This is a genomic window from Parasphingorhabdus halotolerans (assembly GCF_012516475.1).
GTDB lineage: Bacteria > Pseudomonadota > Alphaproteobacteria > Sphingomonadales > Sphingomonadaceae > Parasphingorhabdus > Parasphingorhabdus halotolerans.
Map to the genome: position 1 here is coordinate 1,989,557 of NZ_CP051217.1, position 15,251 is coordinate 2,004,807.

Below are 15,251 nucleotides of genomic sequence, written 5' to 3' on the forward strand. Positions count from 1 at the left end.
CCTGACACGTCCAAACCTAATCCGCAAAAGGATCAGTTACCAAAATAGTGTCTTCCCGCTCCGGCGAGGTGGACACCAGCGCCACCGGGCACTGAATCAATTCCTCAACACGCTTGATATATTTAATCGCCTGCGCCGGTAAATCAGCCCAGCTGCGCGCACCTGCCGTCGTTTCATTCCAGCCCGGCATGGTTTCATAAATCGGTTTCACCGCTGCCTGGTCCTGATGATGCGGTGGGAGATAATCATAGGTCACGCCATCCAGATCATAGCCGACACATATTTTCAGTTCCTCAAACCCGTCGAGCACATCCAGCTTGGTCAAAGCGATGCCTGCAACCCCGGATACAGCCAGAGCCTGCCGGACCAATATGGCGTCAAACCAGCCGCAGCGGCGCTGCCGACCGGTCACCGTACCAAATTCATGGCCACGCTCGCCCAGCCGCTGGCCAACTTCGTCGTTCAGTTCGGTCGGGAACGGCCCGGAACCAACCCGCGTCGTATAGGCTTTGGTAATGCCCAGCACATAGCCAGTCCCTGATGGCCCAATGCCCGAACCACCAGCCGCCGTGCCGGAAATTGTGTTCGAGCTGGTGACAAAAGGATAGGTGCCGTGATCGACATCAAGCAGCACGCCCTGCGCGCCTTCGAACAATATCCGTTTGCCGTCGCGCCGTGCTTCATTGAGGCGTTTCCACACCGGTTGCGCATATTGCAGCACGCTATCGGCAATTTCGCGCAAATCATTGAGAAGGCGTTCGCGGTCCACTGGCGGCTCGTTAAAACCGGCCCGCAAGGCATCATGATGCGCGCAGAGCCGGTCGAGCTGCGGTCCCAAATCATCCAGATGCGCGAGATCGCAAACACGAATCGCGCGGCGACCAACCTTGTCTTCATAAGCTGGCCCGATACCGCGTCGGGTCGTGCCGATTTTGCCCTCGCCGCTCGCATCTTCGCGCATCGCATCGAGATCACGGTGGATCGGCAGGATCAGTGGACAGGTTTCAGCGATGCCAAAATTATCGGTGTTGATCGTGACGCCCTGGCTCTCGAGTTTCTTGATTTCGTCACGCAAATGCCAGGGATCAAGCACCACGCCGTTACCAATGATCGAAAGCGCGCCCCGCACGATGCCCGATGGCAGCAGCGAGAGTTTATAAACCTCATTACCCACAACCAGCGTATGGCCTGCATTATGACCGCCCTGAAAGCGCACCACAACATCGGCGCGTTCAGAAAGCCAGTCGACAATCTTGCCTTTGCCCTCATCACCCCATTGTGCGCCGATTACCGTTACATTTGCCATGTTAATAAGGTCTTTCCGTTAAATTTTCTGGGGTTTTCCGTTGTCCAGCCGATGCGTACAGCCCATGGCATTTGCATCGTCCTTGTTGGACAGGGCAGCGACGGTGCGCCAACCCTCGTCACGCATTTGTTTCGCCGCCGCAAGATCATGGCCAAGCGGCAGGAACAAAACGTCGTTTTGCTTCGCGCCAAAGCCAGCGCCAATCAAGGGGTTCGGATATAGTGAAAAGCCGACCGCCATTTCAGCATCGCCGCGTGCATCCGCGATTTCATAGCTCCCGCCACGTCCAAGCGCGCCGACAAAACCCTCGGCATAGAGCGTAAAGCCAAGCCAGCTTTGATATTCAAACCCGTGGCGTTCTGTCGGATCAAGCGTCAGGCTGACCTTGCCTTCGATGCTAGCAGCGATTTTCGATATGCCATCCAGCCGCGAGGTTAACAGATTTTCGGCATCAAATGCGCGCAGGCGTTTCATCGCTTCATTAAACGGTCCAGTTGCTTCGATAAGCGGAAGATATCCCATCGCGCCCATTGCTGCTAGGCCACCTGCGTCTTTCATATCCAGCTCGCCGCGCACTTCGGCAATTTGTGCCTCATTCAGTGGCAGCGGCCCTGCTGCCAGAATATCGATGAGATCAGGCAGGGTGAAATCCACCGTAATGCCCGTGACGCCGGCCCGTTCCAGCGCTTCGATTGCTACCGATACAATCTCGCTGGCCGCAGCCACGCTATCGGTTCCAATCAGCTCGGCGCCAATTTGCAAACGGCTGCGCTCTGGGTGCAACTGGCCAGAGCGCAATTTCAATACTTGCCCCGAATAGCTGAGCCGCAAAGGCCGCGCGGCGTCCGCCATGCTGGTCGCCGCAATTCGCCCGATTTGCATCGTGATATCGGGGCGCAAAGCCAGTGTGCGCTGCGAGATTGGATCGACAAAGCGCATCAGGTCGCTTTTGGCCGCGCCTTGCATCCGGGCCGTCAGCACATCCTCATATTCGGCCAAAGGTGGCGACACCCGTGCGTAACCGTGACTCGCCAGCGTATCGAGCACATCGCGCTCGAGCCGCGAGGCTGCTTCCGCATTGGGGGGAAGTGCATCGTGGAAGCCTTCGGGCAGGAGATTCGAGAGCTTTTGCATTGTCAAATGCTCCATAAACAGGCCTGCCCGATCAGGCCACAGCTTTTATAAAAAGGCTGCCTTTTAGAAACGAAGCGCTTTTACGGTCTTCACGCCTTCCAGTTTGCACACAGCCCAAAGCACTGGCTCTTCAACTGGCGAATCGATTGACAGCAGCAGCACAGCTTCGCCGCCCGGCGCATCGGAACGACGACCCAAGTGGAAGGTACCAATATTGACTTTCGCCGCACCCAATGTCGAACCAACACTACCAATGAAGCCCGGTTGATCCTCATTCACGATATAGAGCATATCGCCCTCAAGATCGGCTTCTACCTTGATACCGAACATTTCCACCAGACGCGGACCGGAAGAGCCGAATAACGTGCCTGCGACAGATTTTTCGCCTTCATCAGTGGTAACGGAAACCCGGACCAATGTGTGATAATCGCCTTCGCGTTCATGGCGAACTTCGCGTACGTCTAACCCGCGTTCCTTAGCGATATAGGGCGCGTTAACCATATTCACCGTGTCGCTATAGGCGCGCATCAATCCGGCCAGAACCGCAGCGGTAATCGGCTTTTGGTCAAGTTCGGCTGCTGCGCCTTCTACTTCAACCGAAACCCCTTTTATCTGGTCTGCGGCAAGCTGTCCTACCAGCGAACCAAGCTGGGTTGCGAGTGCCATATAGGGTTTTAGTTTGGGCGCCTGTTCGGCAGAAAGGCTTGGCATATTGAGCGCGTTCTCGACGCCGCCATTGACGAGATAGTTAGCCATTTGCTCGGCCACCTGAATGGCTACATTGACCTGCGCCTCGCTGGTGGAGGCACCCAGATGCGGGGTACAGATCAGGTTTGGAGTGCCGAACAACGCGTTTTCTTTGGCCGGTTCCTGCGCAAACACATCAAGGGCAGCGCCTGCAACATGGCCGGATTCCAATGCTTCTTTCAAAGCCTCTTCATCAATCAGCCCGCCGCGCGCGCAGTTGACGATCCGAACGCCCGGTTTGGTTTTTGCCAGCGCTTCGGCCGACAAGATATTACGGGTCTGATCAGTCAGTGGTGTGTGCATGGTGATAAAATCGGCGCGGGCGAGAAGATCATCAAGCGACACTTTCTCGACGCCAATTTCTACTGCACGTTCTTCTGTTAGGAAGGGGTCATAAGCGACGACCTTCATCCGGAGACCAATCGCACGTTCAGCTACGATCGAGCCGATATTGCCCGCCCCGATCAGTCCCAGTGTTTTGCTGGTCAGTTCAACACCCATAAATTTCGATTTTTCCCATTTGCCTGCTTGCGTTGAAGCATCTGCTTCTGGCAATTGACGGGCGAGAGCAAACATCATCGCGATGGCATGTTCAGCCGTGGTGATGCTGTTGCCAAATGGCGTGTTCATAACCACTACGCCTTTGGCTGAAGCAGCTGGAATATCGACGTTATCAACGCCGATGCCAGCACGGCCAACAACTTTGAGATTGGTTGCAGCAGCCAGTATTTCTGGCGTCACAGTTGTGGATGAGCGGATCGCCAGACCATCATAATCACCGATGATTTTCATCAGTTCTTCTGGCGTCTGGCCGGTAATCTCATCCACTTCACATCCGCGCTCGCGAAAAATCTCGGCGGCTTTGGGGTCCATTTTATCGGAAATAAGTACTTTGGGTTTTGTCATGATTTTATTCCTGAATTTCGTACTCCGCACTTGATGCCGAGTATCTCGCGCCTATGCGCAATGAGGCTGAGGGCTTCGGGTCTGCGCCCGGAGCAATAAATATTTAGGAAAGTTCAGCTTTAACCTGCGCGAAGGCCCATTCGATCCAAGGAAGCAGACGGCGAACGTCTTCTTCTTCGACAGTCGAACCGCACCATATCCGCAAACTCGGCGGCGCATCGCGATAGCCGTTGAAATCATAAGCTATGCCCATTTTATCGAGCATGCCGGCGATATTCTTCGGAACCGCAGCTTTATTGTCATCGCTCAGGCCATCATACCAGTCGCCCTGAAACACCATGCAGACGCCGGTATTGGTCCATTTTGCCGGATCACTAACCATATTGCGCATCCACGGCGTCGCTTCAATCCAGTCGTGGACAATTTTGGCATTACGGTCAGCACGGGCATGAAGTTCGGAAAGACCGCCAATGGATTTCGCCCATTCTAGCGACGCGATATAATCTTCAGTCGCCAGCATCGACGGCGTGTTGATCGTCGCGCCTTCAAAGATCGAACGGTTCAATTTGCCATCTTTTTTAACCCGGAAGATTTTCGGCAGCGGCCAAGACGGCGAATAGCTTTCGATCCGTTCGATAGCGCGCGGGCTAAGGATCAGCATGCCATGACCGGCTTCCGAACCCATGACTTTCTGCCAGCTATAAGTCGTCGCATCAAGCTTCGACCAGTCCATAGGCTGTGCGAAAACAGCGCTGGTGGCATCGTTAATGGTCACACCCTCGCGGTCAGCGGCGATCCAGTCCGTATCGGGTATTTTCGCGCCCGAGGTGGTGCCATTCCAGGTGAAGACAACATCGTCGCCTTTATCGATCTGGGTAAGATCGGGAATCTCGCCATAGTCGGCTTCCAGAACCGTGAGGTTCGCTGGTTTCAGCTGTTTGACAGCGTCCTGAATCCAGACATTGCCAAAGCTTTCCCATGCGGCAACCGTTACAGGGCGCGCGCCGAGCATATTCCACATCGCCAGTTCGACAGCACCGGTATCAGACGCTGGAACAATGCCGATCAGATAGTCATCGGGAATACCGAGAATTTCACGGGTGAGGTCAATAGCATATTTCAGCCGCGCCTTGCCGAGAGCAGAACGGTGCGAACGACCCATCACTTCGGTTTGGAGTTTATCGAGAGACCAGCCAGGAAATTTGGCGGTTGGGCCCGAAGAAAAATTCGGGCAATCTGGGCGCAACTCAGGTTGCGGTAGGGTAGTATCAGTCATTTTAACGCTTCTCCTTACAGAGAGCTCGCGCGGCGTTGGGACCGCGTGGCCCGGCGCCGCATTGAATGTTGCAGCGCAGCATGTCAAGTGCGCATTTGGTTGCTTTTGATACTGTCCGATACCGGTCTATTTTTTGCGAAAAAGCTCTTTGCCTCGGCGAAGGACCAGCAATTTTTCCATTGTCACGGGATGGAAATAAGCTTCGACCCGGTCGCCTTCTGGGGTTGTGCCATAGACTTCATAACAGCCGCCATCGACCTTTGACTTCTTGATGGTCCAGCCCTTTTTGACGAGGCTTGCTTCCAGTTGTGCGCGGGTTTTCCAACCTGATTCTGGTCCGGCTTCACACTTCATTTTGCCGGTCGCCAATGCTGGTGATGATACGCCAAACGAGAGAAAAGCAGCGCTGGTGAAGGTGAGGGCAGTTGCAAAAATTTTCATGGGGAATACTCCGGTTGGGGTGATGTTGATTTCGCTCTATTATAAATGATAATGGTTCGCAATAGCTGAAGTGCAGCCAGCGGAATAAAATGGGCCAGCGCCCCGCCGACACCATCGTGAATAAGCAACCAATGCGCGAGCGTTAGCAACGCCGCTGGATAAACCAGTCGCTGCAATTTCTTCCAGCCCGCCTTGAGCCAGCGCATCGACGCATTGTTACTGGTGATCGCCATCGGGATGAACAGCAGCAACGCTAGCCAGCCAGTCCAGATTCCCGGCGCATCAATTTCCGCCAATATAGCTTCGATCTCTTCCATATCGATGATGTAAAATCCCAGATGGAGCATCGCATAGCCAAAAGCAGTCAGACCAAATGACCTGCGGCGCTTGAGCAACCAGTCCGTCCATCCGCGCTTCCCGAAAATCACGATCAGCGGCGATATTGCCATGGCGACAATCATGAACCGGGCAGAAAGCTCGCCAGTCGGGTGCAGCATATCCATTGCGATGGATTCGCCCACGGTCCAGCTTCGGATGAGTAGCAAAGCGGGTATGCTCAATATGAACCAGAACACCGGTAAGCTATTAAGGTAACGCAGGATAGACATTGGCTGTCCATGAATTTCACCAGCGGTCTCGTCCAGCACAAATTTGTAACAAATGGTCGCAAAAGCCGCCCAACCTGTCCGGTAAGCTTTTCTTAACCATAATCTTCAGCCTGGATTTAACCATCTTCTGTCATTGCCGGATATATGGGAACAACGAAAAAAGGCACGCAACCGGTGCGCACGATTGTAATGGTCAGCATATTGTCTGTCGCACTTAGCGCGTGCGGCGCGATTCCGGGAGGGCGGGATCAATCAGCTCAGCGCCCGCAAAGCAGCGCCGGTATCGGAGCTTTCAATCCAACCCCGTCAGCGCGTCAGTGTTTCGCCGAACTCGGCAAGGCCAATGTCAGCTTTTCACCACTGCCCAACCGAAATTTTGGCGGCGGCTGCAGCCAGATTGATAGTATTACGCTGCTTGATGTAGGCACCGATGTTACCAATCTTGGCCCGGTAAAGTGTGAGCTCGCCAGCAAATTTGCAGCGTGGACGGAGTATGCGGTGAAGCGTGCGGCCCGGCAATATCTTGGCAGCGAACTCGCCCGCATCGAAACCATGGGCAGCTATAGCTGCCGCAATATTGCTGGCACTGGCAAACGTTCGGAACACGCCCATGCCAACGCCATTGATATATCGGGCTTTGTCCTTGCGGACGGTCGACGGATTACGTTGGAAAACAACTGGAAAAGCGGACGCAAGGAAAAGCAGTTCCTTGCCGCGATCCATGACAGTGCGTGCAAACGCTTTGGCACCGTGCTCAGTCCTGATTACAATGCAGCCCACTACAACCACTTCCATTTCGACATGGGTGGCAACGGCTACTGCCGCTGAAGAATGCCGGAAGATATTCGTTTTTTCGTCGTCAAACCAACAAGTTCATTGGCAAGTCGCAAAATTCTGCTCTAGGACGAAACAATGACCAATAAAGATCTCCACGACCGCCGTTTTTATCACGCCAAGCAGGAAGTGGAGTTTGCCAAGAAGCAAGCTCCGAGCACTCCGCAAACCCAGGACCCGGCTTATAAGCTTGCGTTTCAGGACAATGAGTTCCTGCTCCGCGAAGAACTGCGTCCCGTGCGTTTTCAATTAGAGCTGCTCAAGACCGAGATGTTGTTGGATGAAGCAAATATCGGATCAACCCTTGTCATGTATGGCTCGGCGCGAATACCCGAACCCGATAAAGCCGACGCGCTGATTGCAGAGGCGACTGACGAGGTGTCGCTCAAGACCGCCCAGAGCCTTAAGGATAAAGCCAAATATTATGCCGAGGCACGCAAACTAGCGCGGATTGCCAGCGAATGCGGGCTCGAAGAAAACGGTAGACGAGACTTTGTTGTCTGTTCTGGCGGCGGACCGTCGATTATGGAAGCCGCCAACCGCGGGGCGGCGGACGCGGGCAAGGAGTCGATCGGTCTCAATATTGTTTTGCCGCATGAACAGGCACCCAATGCATATGTGACGCCCAGCCTAAGTTTCCAGTTCCATTATTTTGCCCTGCGCAAGATGCACTTTCTGTTGCGGGCACGAGCCGTTTGCGCCTTTCCTGGCGGCTTTGGAACATTTGATGAGACATTCGAACTGCTCACCCTGGTTCAGACCGGAAAGATGGAACCGCTGCCGATCCTGCTGTTCGGCAAGGATTTCTGGACGCGAGTGGTAAATTTTGAGGCGCTGGCCGAAGAAGGCACGATCAGCCACAAGGATCTGGAATTGTTCCAGTTCGTTGAAACGGCTGAAGAAGCCTGGGATATCATCCAGCGTTTTTACGGACTGGATTGTAACTAGACCGGGCCAACAATCCCCAGAGTTTATTCTGTAGCGGCAGCCTCATTGGCTTCTGCAGTTTCTGTTGCAACTGCCGCCGCTTCTGCCGCTGCAGGTGCTTCTGCATCAACGGCTCCTTCCGCAGGCGCTTCAGCCGCCGTTGGCGCTGCCGGAAGCGGCAAGTTGGAACCCTGCGCGTTGAGATAGGCCATTAAATTGGCGCGATCTTCCGCTTTGCCCAATCCGGCAAAGGTCATTTTGGTGCCTGCCGCATATTTCCGTGGCGAGGTGAGCCATTCATTCATGCTCGTCCAGTCCCAGTTACCGGGGATAGACTTTAATGCATCAGAATAGGCGAACCCGGCTACATGACCATGCGGTTTGCCCATTGATGCATAGAGATTAGGACCAATGCCATTTGCGCCGCCGCTATTGATGGTGTGGCAGGCCGCGCATTTGCTAAACACCTTCTCGCCCGCTGCCACATCCGCCGTCTGGAGCAGAGTTTCAATCGCCGGACCTGCGTCCGCACCGCCGCCCGTTTCAACACCTTCAATCACATAGCCCATCACCTCGGGGCGCTCGTGCTTGTCGGCGTGAAAATATTTGCTGCTCGCAATGGAAAATCCCAAGACGGCGATAAAGCCAAACAAGAGCCAGCCTGCAATCGTGTTGTTATTATCCATCGGTTCTCTCATGCCCCAAACAATTAGACGCGCGGAATCGCGTGATCCGCAGCAAGGTTGCGCTTCCTCTAATAAGTGCGGCGGCGGCGCGCAAGCCTTACTATGCAAATTGCAGGCGATTTCCCGCGTATATCTCTTGCTCCCCTAGCCCGGTTTCGCCTATCGGTGCGCGACTTCAAGAGGGGTAATATGGACAGTTTTCCGGAAAATGCATTGGGAATGGTCAAAAAAATGACCGCAACGGCAGCCCAGCAGCCCAGCAAAGCCATAGCGTTCCAGGGCGCGCCGGGTGCCAATTCGCACCTTGCGGCGCTGGAATTTGATCCCGATTGCCTCCCTCTCCCCTGTTTTTCATTTGAGGATGCCCTGGAATCGGTAAAACTCGGCGTCGCTGGAAGCGCTCTGATCCCCATCGAAAACAACCTGCATGGCCGGATTGCGGATATCCATTTTCTGCTCCCCGAGTCGGGCCTGCATATTGTCGCAGAACATTTCATGCTGATCCAGCATTGCCTGATGGCCAAATCTGCCGACGCCAAAATCACCAGCGCGATGAGCCACCCGCAAGCGCTTGGCCAATGCCGCCATTATCTGCGGGAAAAATCCATCATTCCGGTCGCCTATGCCGATACGGCAGCCGCCGCTGCGTATGTCGCGCAAAGCGATGACCCGCATGCTGCTGCCATCGCGCCGCCGCTGGCGGCCACCATGTATGGCCTCAAACCGATTGCCGATGCCATTCAGGATCGCGCCGATAATATGACCCGCTTTGTGTTGCTCGCAGCCGAGTCTGCTATCCCGGAACCCAACGGACCGGTGATGACCACTTTGATCTTCGAGGTGAAAAACACACCCGCAGCGCTTTACAAGGCTATGGGCGGCTTTGCGACCAATGGCGTCAATATGACCAAACTGGAAAGCTACCAGCAAGGCAACAGCTTCGCCGCAACCGAATTTTACTGCGACATCGAAGGCGCGCCGGGTGATGCCGGAGTAGACCGGGCGATTGAAGAACTGGGCTTCCATTGCAACAGTGTAAGAATATTGGGAACCTATCGGCAGGCACGGCCGCGGACAGTAGTCGGATAGGGTCACACAGGGTCACACCCCTTTACTGCAAATTGCGGATCCGTTTCTTCCTCCCCGTCTGCAGCCGGTTCTTGCAGCTCCCCGTCCGGATCAACCGCCTCCCAGAAACCCGGCTCATCCATCATCCCGCTGCGTTCAGCGCGGAGCCATTGCAGGTCATCCCATGTCTCCGCCTCGGCAAGGTCAAGCCCGGACCGATCAATCTCTTCGGGCGCAGCGGCATTGATCCGGTCGCGCGCCTGCTCGGTTTCCAGCCGGTCGATTATCGTCCGGTCATCCGGCTCATTGGCCTGCGGCAAAGGCAGCGCGGCCTCTTGCTCTGCAAGCATGTCGGTGCAATCCTCGCCCTTGCCAATCGCCTCGACCATCGTGTCAAAATCATGGACCGCCGCCCGCGCCGGATGACCGGCCAGATCAAGCCCATCGGCTTTCTTGTCCAGCCGCCCCAGCGCCGAAAGCAAAAGCCCCGCCGAAAACCGCGAGCGCTCGCCCACCTCCTCACCATGATACCAGACCGTCCCGGTCCAGCCGTTCATGCCTTTGTCGAGCAGCTCGTCGGCAAAAAGATCGCGCGCATGAATAAGCGCCGCATCCCACGCCCGGGCAAAAGCCTTCCCTTCGGGCTTGCGGCGCAAGCGATAAGCACTCTCCCGGCTCATCCCGGCATAGGCGGCGGAAGATTTGACCGATCCGCAGCGGGCGAGTGCTTCGAGGAAGGTTTTCTGTTTGGCGGGCGTCCAGCGGGGTGACGGTGGTGCTTGGTCGGGGAGATCGGTGGGAGGTGTGGTTTCGATGGTGGAGGTGATATTGGGGGAGGTCATAAGCATTCCTGTGGTTGGGGGAGGAATGACTGAGGTTATGATATTTGGGGGTGTGTAGGAAAGGGGGATTTCCCCTCTCCCTTGAGGTAGAGGATTGCGCAGTCTTAGCGCCGAAGCCTTGGCGAAGGCCATTAGACGAAGCTGGGTGAGGGTGCACTTCGCTTCAGATTGCAGAACACCCTCAACCAACCCCGCCTAATCCTGCGGATAAGGCTCCATATCCTTCTCCCTCAAGGGAGAAGGGTTTTCACGCGAAGGCGCGAAGATGGATATCATCAGGCTTGACGAACGGCTTTGCACAGGCCAAGATCCCTTTATGTTCTCATCTGACACACCGCTCGACGCTCATATTGATCTGCTCGCTACTGCAAAGGGCAAACAGTTTGGAACCATCCTTGCCGATCCGCCTTGGCAGTTCCAGAACAGAACGGGGAAAGTGGCTCCAGAGCATAAGCGTCTCAACCGATATTCGACAATGTCATTGGATGAAATTTGCGCACTTCCAGTCGACGACATTGCTGCTGACCCTTCCCACCTCTACCTCTGGGTACCAAATGCTTTGCTGCCGAGCGGACTGCAGGTAATGGAAGCATGGGGATTTCGTTATATTTCCAATATTGTCTGGCATAAAATTCGGAAAGACGGGGGTTCGGACGGGCGTGGGGTCGGTTTTTACTTTCGGAACGTCACTGAAATTCTACTTTTTGGCGTTAAAGGCAAAAAAGCGCGAACACTCGATCCGGGCCGCAGTCAGGTCAATATGATCCAAAGCCGGAAGCGCGAACATAGTCGCAAACCCGATGAGCAATATAAAATAATTGAAGATTGCAGTTGGGGACCCAGATTGGAAATGTTCAGCCGGGGCAAACGGAAAGGCTGGTCCGTCTGGGGCAATCAAGCAACAGATGATTACGCTCCTGACTGGAAAACATACGCCCACAACAGCACATTGGAAGCTGCCGAGTAATCAGTCTTCGACGTAAAGCTCCGGTGTAATTGCGAATGTCAGTATCGGACATCCACCGCCACCGCCGCCATCTAATCTCGGCCATAGTTTTTCGTGATGAGTAGTGGAAGCACCATATGATGGTCCTTTCCCCAAACCTTTGAAAATTTTCTGAAGTTCGCTAGCGCGTGTAATAATCACACCAACATCAATAACTCTCAGATCAAACAGCAATCGGAAGTTGTTCAAATCCCGATCATAAAATGGATCCTTGTTGTTCCATTCAACCTCAATACCCACACGCCCTTTGAAACAATCGACGCTGTGTGTCGGGCTCTCATATTCCACGTCATCAACGGAAATTGCGGTATCAAATTTCCTTTCGTCCCAACCTCTTGCGTAAAATTCAGAATCTATTCTGCTTGCGATCGGCGACTTTCTGCCACCAGGCGCTAGGACTTCTGATCTATAAAGCCTAAATTCCCGAAGAACGGTAATCAACTCTGCCCATTCTTCCGGACAAGCCGTTGACAAAATCCCAGTCGCATTTCTCCATTCCTTTACATGATAAAGGTCACGAAGATCTTCCGGCACTAGGTGAATTGTACTCATGGTCTGACGCCTATCTTATCATTTGCAGTAAACAAAGTGATATATCTCAATGCGCCTCATCCCAACTCTTCCCCGTCCCGATATCGACATCCAGCGGCACCGATAGTTTCACCGCCGGTTCGGCCGCGCCGGACATCACGCTGCGGATAACTTCGCTGGCCGCATCGACATCGCCTTCGGGCAGCTCAAACACGAGTTCATCATGCACCTGCATCAGCATTTTGACATCGCCCAGTCCGGCCTCTGACAGCGCAGGTAACATCCGGGCCATCGCGCGTTTTATGATGTCGGCGCTGGTGCCTTGAATGGGCGCGTTGATCGCGGCGCGTTCGCTGCCCTGGCGCTCGGCCTGGTTGCTCGACTTGATCCGTTCGAACCAAGTTTTGCGGCCAAACAGCGTCTCGGTGTAACCAGTCTCGCGGACCGATTGCAGGGTGGTCGAGATATATTGGTTGATGCCGGGGAAGCGCTCGAAATAGGTGTCGATCATATCCTGCGCCTCATCCGGATCAACCTCGAGACGTTTGGCCAGACCCCAGCGCGAAATGCCGTAGAGGATCGCGAAGTTGATCGTCTTGGCGCGGGCGCGGGCGTCGCGGTCTTCGGCGCCAAATAGCTCGCGGGCGGTGCGGTTATGAATATCCTCGCCTGCCGCAAAGGCTTCCTTGAGCGTTTCCACATCCGCGATATGCGCGGCTAACCGCAGCTCGATCTGAGAATAGTCAGCCGCGAGAATCACATTGCCTGGCGCGGCGACAAAGGCCTGCCGGATCTGGCGGCCAATCTCGGTGCGGATCGGGATGTTTTGCAGGTTCGGTTCGGTCGATGACAGCCGCCCGGTTTGCGCGCCGCTGAGCGAATAGCTCGTGTGAACCCGACCGGTTTTCGCGTTAATCTGCTCCTGCAGCGCATCGGTATAGGTGGATTTGAGCTTCGACAATTGTCGCCAGTCCACAACTTTCTGAGCAATGGGCTCGCCGTCGCCCGCCAGCCGCTCCAGCACCGTCACGTCAGTAGAATATTGCCCGCTCTTGCCTTTCTTGCCGCCCTTGAGACCAAGTTTGCCGAACAGGATTTCCCCTAGTTGCTTGGGAGAACCGATGGAAAACGGTTCACCGGCAAGCTCATGGATTTGCTTCTCGAGCTTCTCCATTTCTACGGCAAAAGTTTTGGACAAGCGCGCCAGTTCTTCGCGGTCGACCAGCACGCCGGTTTCTTCCATCTTCGCGATGACCGGGACCAGCGGACGATCCACCATCTGGTAAACCCGCGTCGCCTTTTCAGGCACCAACCGCAGACGGAGAATTTCCCATAGACGCAACGTGACATCAGCATCTTCGGCGGCATATTCTGTCGCTTTGTCCAATGGCACTTCGGCAAATGTAATCGCTTTTTTCCCCGTGCCGGTCAGGGATTTGAAACTGATGCACTCATGGCCGAGATGCAGCTTCGAGAGTTCATCCATGCCGTGGCCATGAAGCCCCGCATCCAGATTGAAGCTCATCACCAGCGTATCATCAAACGGTGTGATTTTCACATCATGCTGGGCAAGCACCGTCATATCATATTTGAGATTCTGACCGATTTTGAGAACTGCATCGTCCTCCAGCAACGGTTTCAATTTTGCCAATGCCGCGGCTGTGTCCAATTGCTTCGGCGTCTCGCCAAACATATCGCCGCTGCCATGCCCAAGCGGGATGTAGCAGGCTTCATTGGGCGCGGTGGCCAGACAAACCCCGACAACCCGCGCAGTCACACTTTCCAGACTGTCGGTTTCGGTATCGACCGCGACCACCCCTTTTTCGGTCGCGCGCTCTATCCATTTGTCCAGCGCGTCCATGTCCTGCACGCATTCATATTGGCTACGATCAATGGCCGGCGCTTCGCTGGGCTTGGGCGCATCGCCAATAACCGTCCCACCGGCCTCTCCCTTGTCAGCGCCCGGGTCCTGTGGTTCTGCCATCCCGTTGCCACCGAGCTTCTTGAGCAATGAGTTAAACCCGTGATGCTCCAGAAACGCTCGCAGCGGCATATCGGGAATATCCTGGATCAAAAAGCTCTCCAGCGTGTCGGGCAACGGGCAATCCTCCCGCAGCGTCACCAGCACCCGCGACAGCCGCGCCTGCTCGGCAAACTCGACAAGATTGTCCCGCATCTTTGATTTTTTCATCTCGGGCGCAGCAGCCAGGACAGCTTCGATATCGCCAAATTCGTTGATCAACTTCGATGCAGTCTTGGGGCCAATGCCCGGAACGCCGGGAATATTATCGGAACTATCGCCCATCAAACCGAGCACATCGCCGAGTTTCTCCGGACCAACGCCGAATTTCTCCTCCACTGTATTGCGGTTCATCCGCGCGTTTTTCATGGTGTCGAGCATATCAACCGCGCTGTCGTCGCTTGGCTCTATCAGCTGCATCAAATCCTTGTCGGACGACACTATGGTGACTTTCCAGCCTGCCTCCACCGCTGCCTTGGTGTAAGATGCGATCATGTCATCCGCCTCAACATTTTCCTCCTCGATCAGCGGCAAAGAGAACGCGCGCGTGGCATCGCGGATCATCGGGAATTGCGGTTTCAGGTCTTCGGGCGCTTCGGGGCGGTTGGCTTTATATTGATCATAGAGATCATTGCGGAAACTGGTGCCGGATTTATCCAGCACCACCGCCATGTGGGTCGGGCCATCTGCCTTGTTGAGTTCATCCGCGAGTTTCCAAAGCATCGTGGTATACCCATAAACCGCACCCACCGGTTCGCCGTGAATATTGGTGAGCGGCGGCAGGCGGTGATAGGCGCGGAAAATATAGGCTGATCCATCAACAAGATAGAGGTGATTTGGTTTTGCTTCTGCAGAGTCGGTCATACCCGCAAGCCCTAGCATCCGCAGAACGGGTCGTCATTTCAAAACTGGATTTCAA

14 protein-coding genes are annotated in these 15,251 nt (G+C 54.9%); 4 read left to right on the forward strand and 10 right to left on the reverse strand.

The features are described 5' to 3' along the window. Positions 1 to 16 precede the first annotated feature (16 nt). From HF685_RS09795 to HF685_RS09820, 6 genes are all read right to left on the reverse strand, one after another. Positions 17 to 1,306: an adenylosuccinate synthase gene (locus HF685_RS09795; RefSeq protein WP_168819634.1), complete on the reverse strand. Its 1,290-nt coding sequence runs from the start codon at positions 1,304 to 1,306 to the stop codon at positions 17 to 19. Positions 1,307 to 1,324: 18 nt separating this feature from the next. Continuing rightward, the gene (locus tag HF685_RS09800) at positions 1,325 to 2,440 is read right to left on the reverse strand and encodes an ATP phosphoribosyltransferase regulatory subunit (protein ID WP_168819635.1); all 1,116 of its coding nucleotides are present in this window, start codon (positions 2,438 to 2,440) and stop codon (positions 1,325 to 1,327) included. A 63-nt stretch (positions 2,441 to 2,503) separates the two neighbouring features. Continuing rightward, positions 2,504 to 4,093, reverse strand: a complete 1,590-nt coding sequence (serA, locus tag HF685_RS09805; RefSeq protein WP_168819636.1) for a phosphoglycerate dehydrogenase — start codon at positions 4,091 to 4,093, stop codon at positions 2,504 to 2,506. 103 nt (positions 4,094 to 4,196) lie between these two features. Then, positions 4,197 to 5,369 carry a phosphoserine transaminase gene (locus HF685_RS09810; RefSeq protein WP_168819637.1) on the reverse strand — a complete coding sequence of 391 codons (1,173 nt, stop codon included), beginning with the start codon at positions 5,367 to 5,369 and terminating at the stop codon, positions 4,197 to 4,199. 126 nt (positions 5,370 to 5,495) lie between these two features. Further along, a complete protein-coding gene (locus HF685_RS09815) occupies positions 5,496 to 5,810 on the reverse strand; it encodes a PepSY domain-containing protein (protein WP_168819639.1) in 315 nt (104 codons plus the stop codon). Beyond that, complete coding sequence (locus tag HF685_RS09820) at positions 5,807 to 6,457, reverse strand: protein-methionine-sulfoxide reductase heme-binding subunit MsrQ (protein ID WP_211051103.1); 651 nt, start codon at positions 6,455 to 6,457, stop codon at positions 5,807 to 5,809. Before HF685_RS09820 ends, HF685_RS09815 begins: the two co-directional genes overlap by 4 nt. Positions 6,458 to 6,562: 105 nt before the next feature. On the opposite strand from HF685_RS09820, the gene HF685_RS09825 reads away from it, so the two are divergent. Further along, positions 6,563 to 7,246 carry an extensin-like domain-containing protein gene (locus HF685_RS09825; protein ID WP_168819641.1) on the forward strand — a complete coding sequence of 228 codons (684 nt, stop codon included), beginning with the start codon at positions 6,563 to 6,565 and terminating at the stop codon, positions 7,244 to 7,246. Between the two features lie 84 nt (positions 7,247 to 7,330). Continuing rightward, on the forward strand, positions 7,331 to 8,200 hold the full coding sequence (locus HF685_RS09830; RefSeq protein ID WP_168819643.1) for an LOG family protein: 870 nt from the start codon (positions 7,331 to 7,333) through the stop codon (positions 8,198 to 8,200). 23 nt (positions 8,201 to 8,223) lie between these two features. Here the strand turns inward: HF685_RS09830 and HF685_RS09835 are convergent, their stop codons facing one another. Further along, positions 8,224 to 8,865: a c-type cytochrome gene (locus HF685_RS09835; protein WP_168819644.1), complete on the reverse strand. Its 642-nt coding sequence runs from the start codon at positions 8,863 to 8,865 to the stop codon at positions 8,224 to 8,226. Positions 8,866 to 9,054: 189 nt separating this feature from the next. Here HF685_RS09835 and HF685_RS09840 point away from each other — a divergent pair, with 189 nt between their 5' ends. Then, positions 9,055 to 9,954, forward strand: coding sequence for a prephenate dehydratase (locus HF685_RS09840; RefSeq protein WP_168819646.1), 900 nt, complete (start codon positions 9,055 to 9,057; stop codon positions 9,952 to 9,954). A 2-nt stretch (positions 9,955 to 9,956) separates the two neighbouring features. Here the strand turns inward: HF685_RS09840 and HF685_RS09845 are convergent, their stop codons facing one another. After that, positions 9,957 to 10,775 (reverse strand): hypothetical protein, encoded by an 819-nt coding sequence (locus HF685_RS09845; RefSeq protein ID WP_168819648.1) that lies wholly within the window; start codon positions 10,773 to 10,775, stop codon positions 9,957 to 9,959. 265 nt (positions 10,776 to 11,040) lie between these two features. Here HF685_RS09845 and HF685_RS09850 point away from each other — a divergent pair, with 265 nt between their 5' ends. Further along, a complete protein-coding gene (locus tag HF685_RS09850; RefSeq protein WP_246218575.1) occupies positions 11,041 to 11,742 on the forward strand; it encodes an MT-A70 family methyltransferase in 702 nt (233 codons plus the stop codon). Here the strand turns inward: HF685_RS09850 and HF685_RS09855 are convergent, their stop codons facing one another. Together HF685_RS09855 and polA are read right to left on the reverse strand one after the other, a co-directional pair. After that, positions 11,743 to 12,333 (reverse strand): BglII/BstYI family type II restriction endonuclease, encoded by a 591-nt coding sequence (locus HF685_RS09855; protein WP_168819650.1) that lies wholly within the window; start codon positions 12,331 to 12,333, stop codon positions 11,743 to 11,745. 46 nt (positions 12,334 to 12,379) lie between these two features. After that, positions 12,380 to 15,196 carry a DNA polymerase I gene (polA, locus tag HF685_RS09860; RefSeq protein ID WP_168819651.1) on the reverse strand — a complete coding sequence of 939 codons (2,817 nt, stop codon included), beginning with the start codon at positions 15,194 to 15,196 and terminating at the stop codon, positions 12,380 to 12,382. Between the last annotated feature and the right edge of the window lie 55 nt (positions 15,197 to 15,251).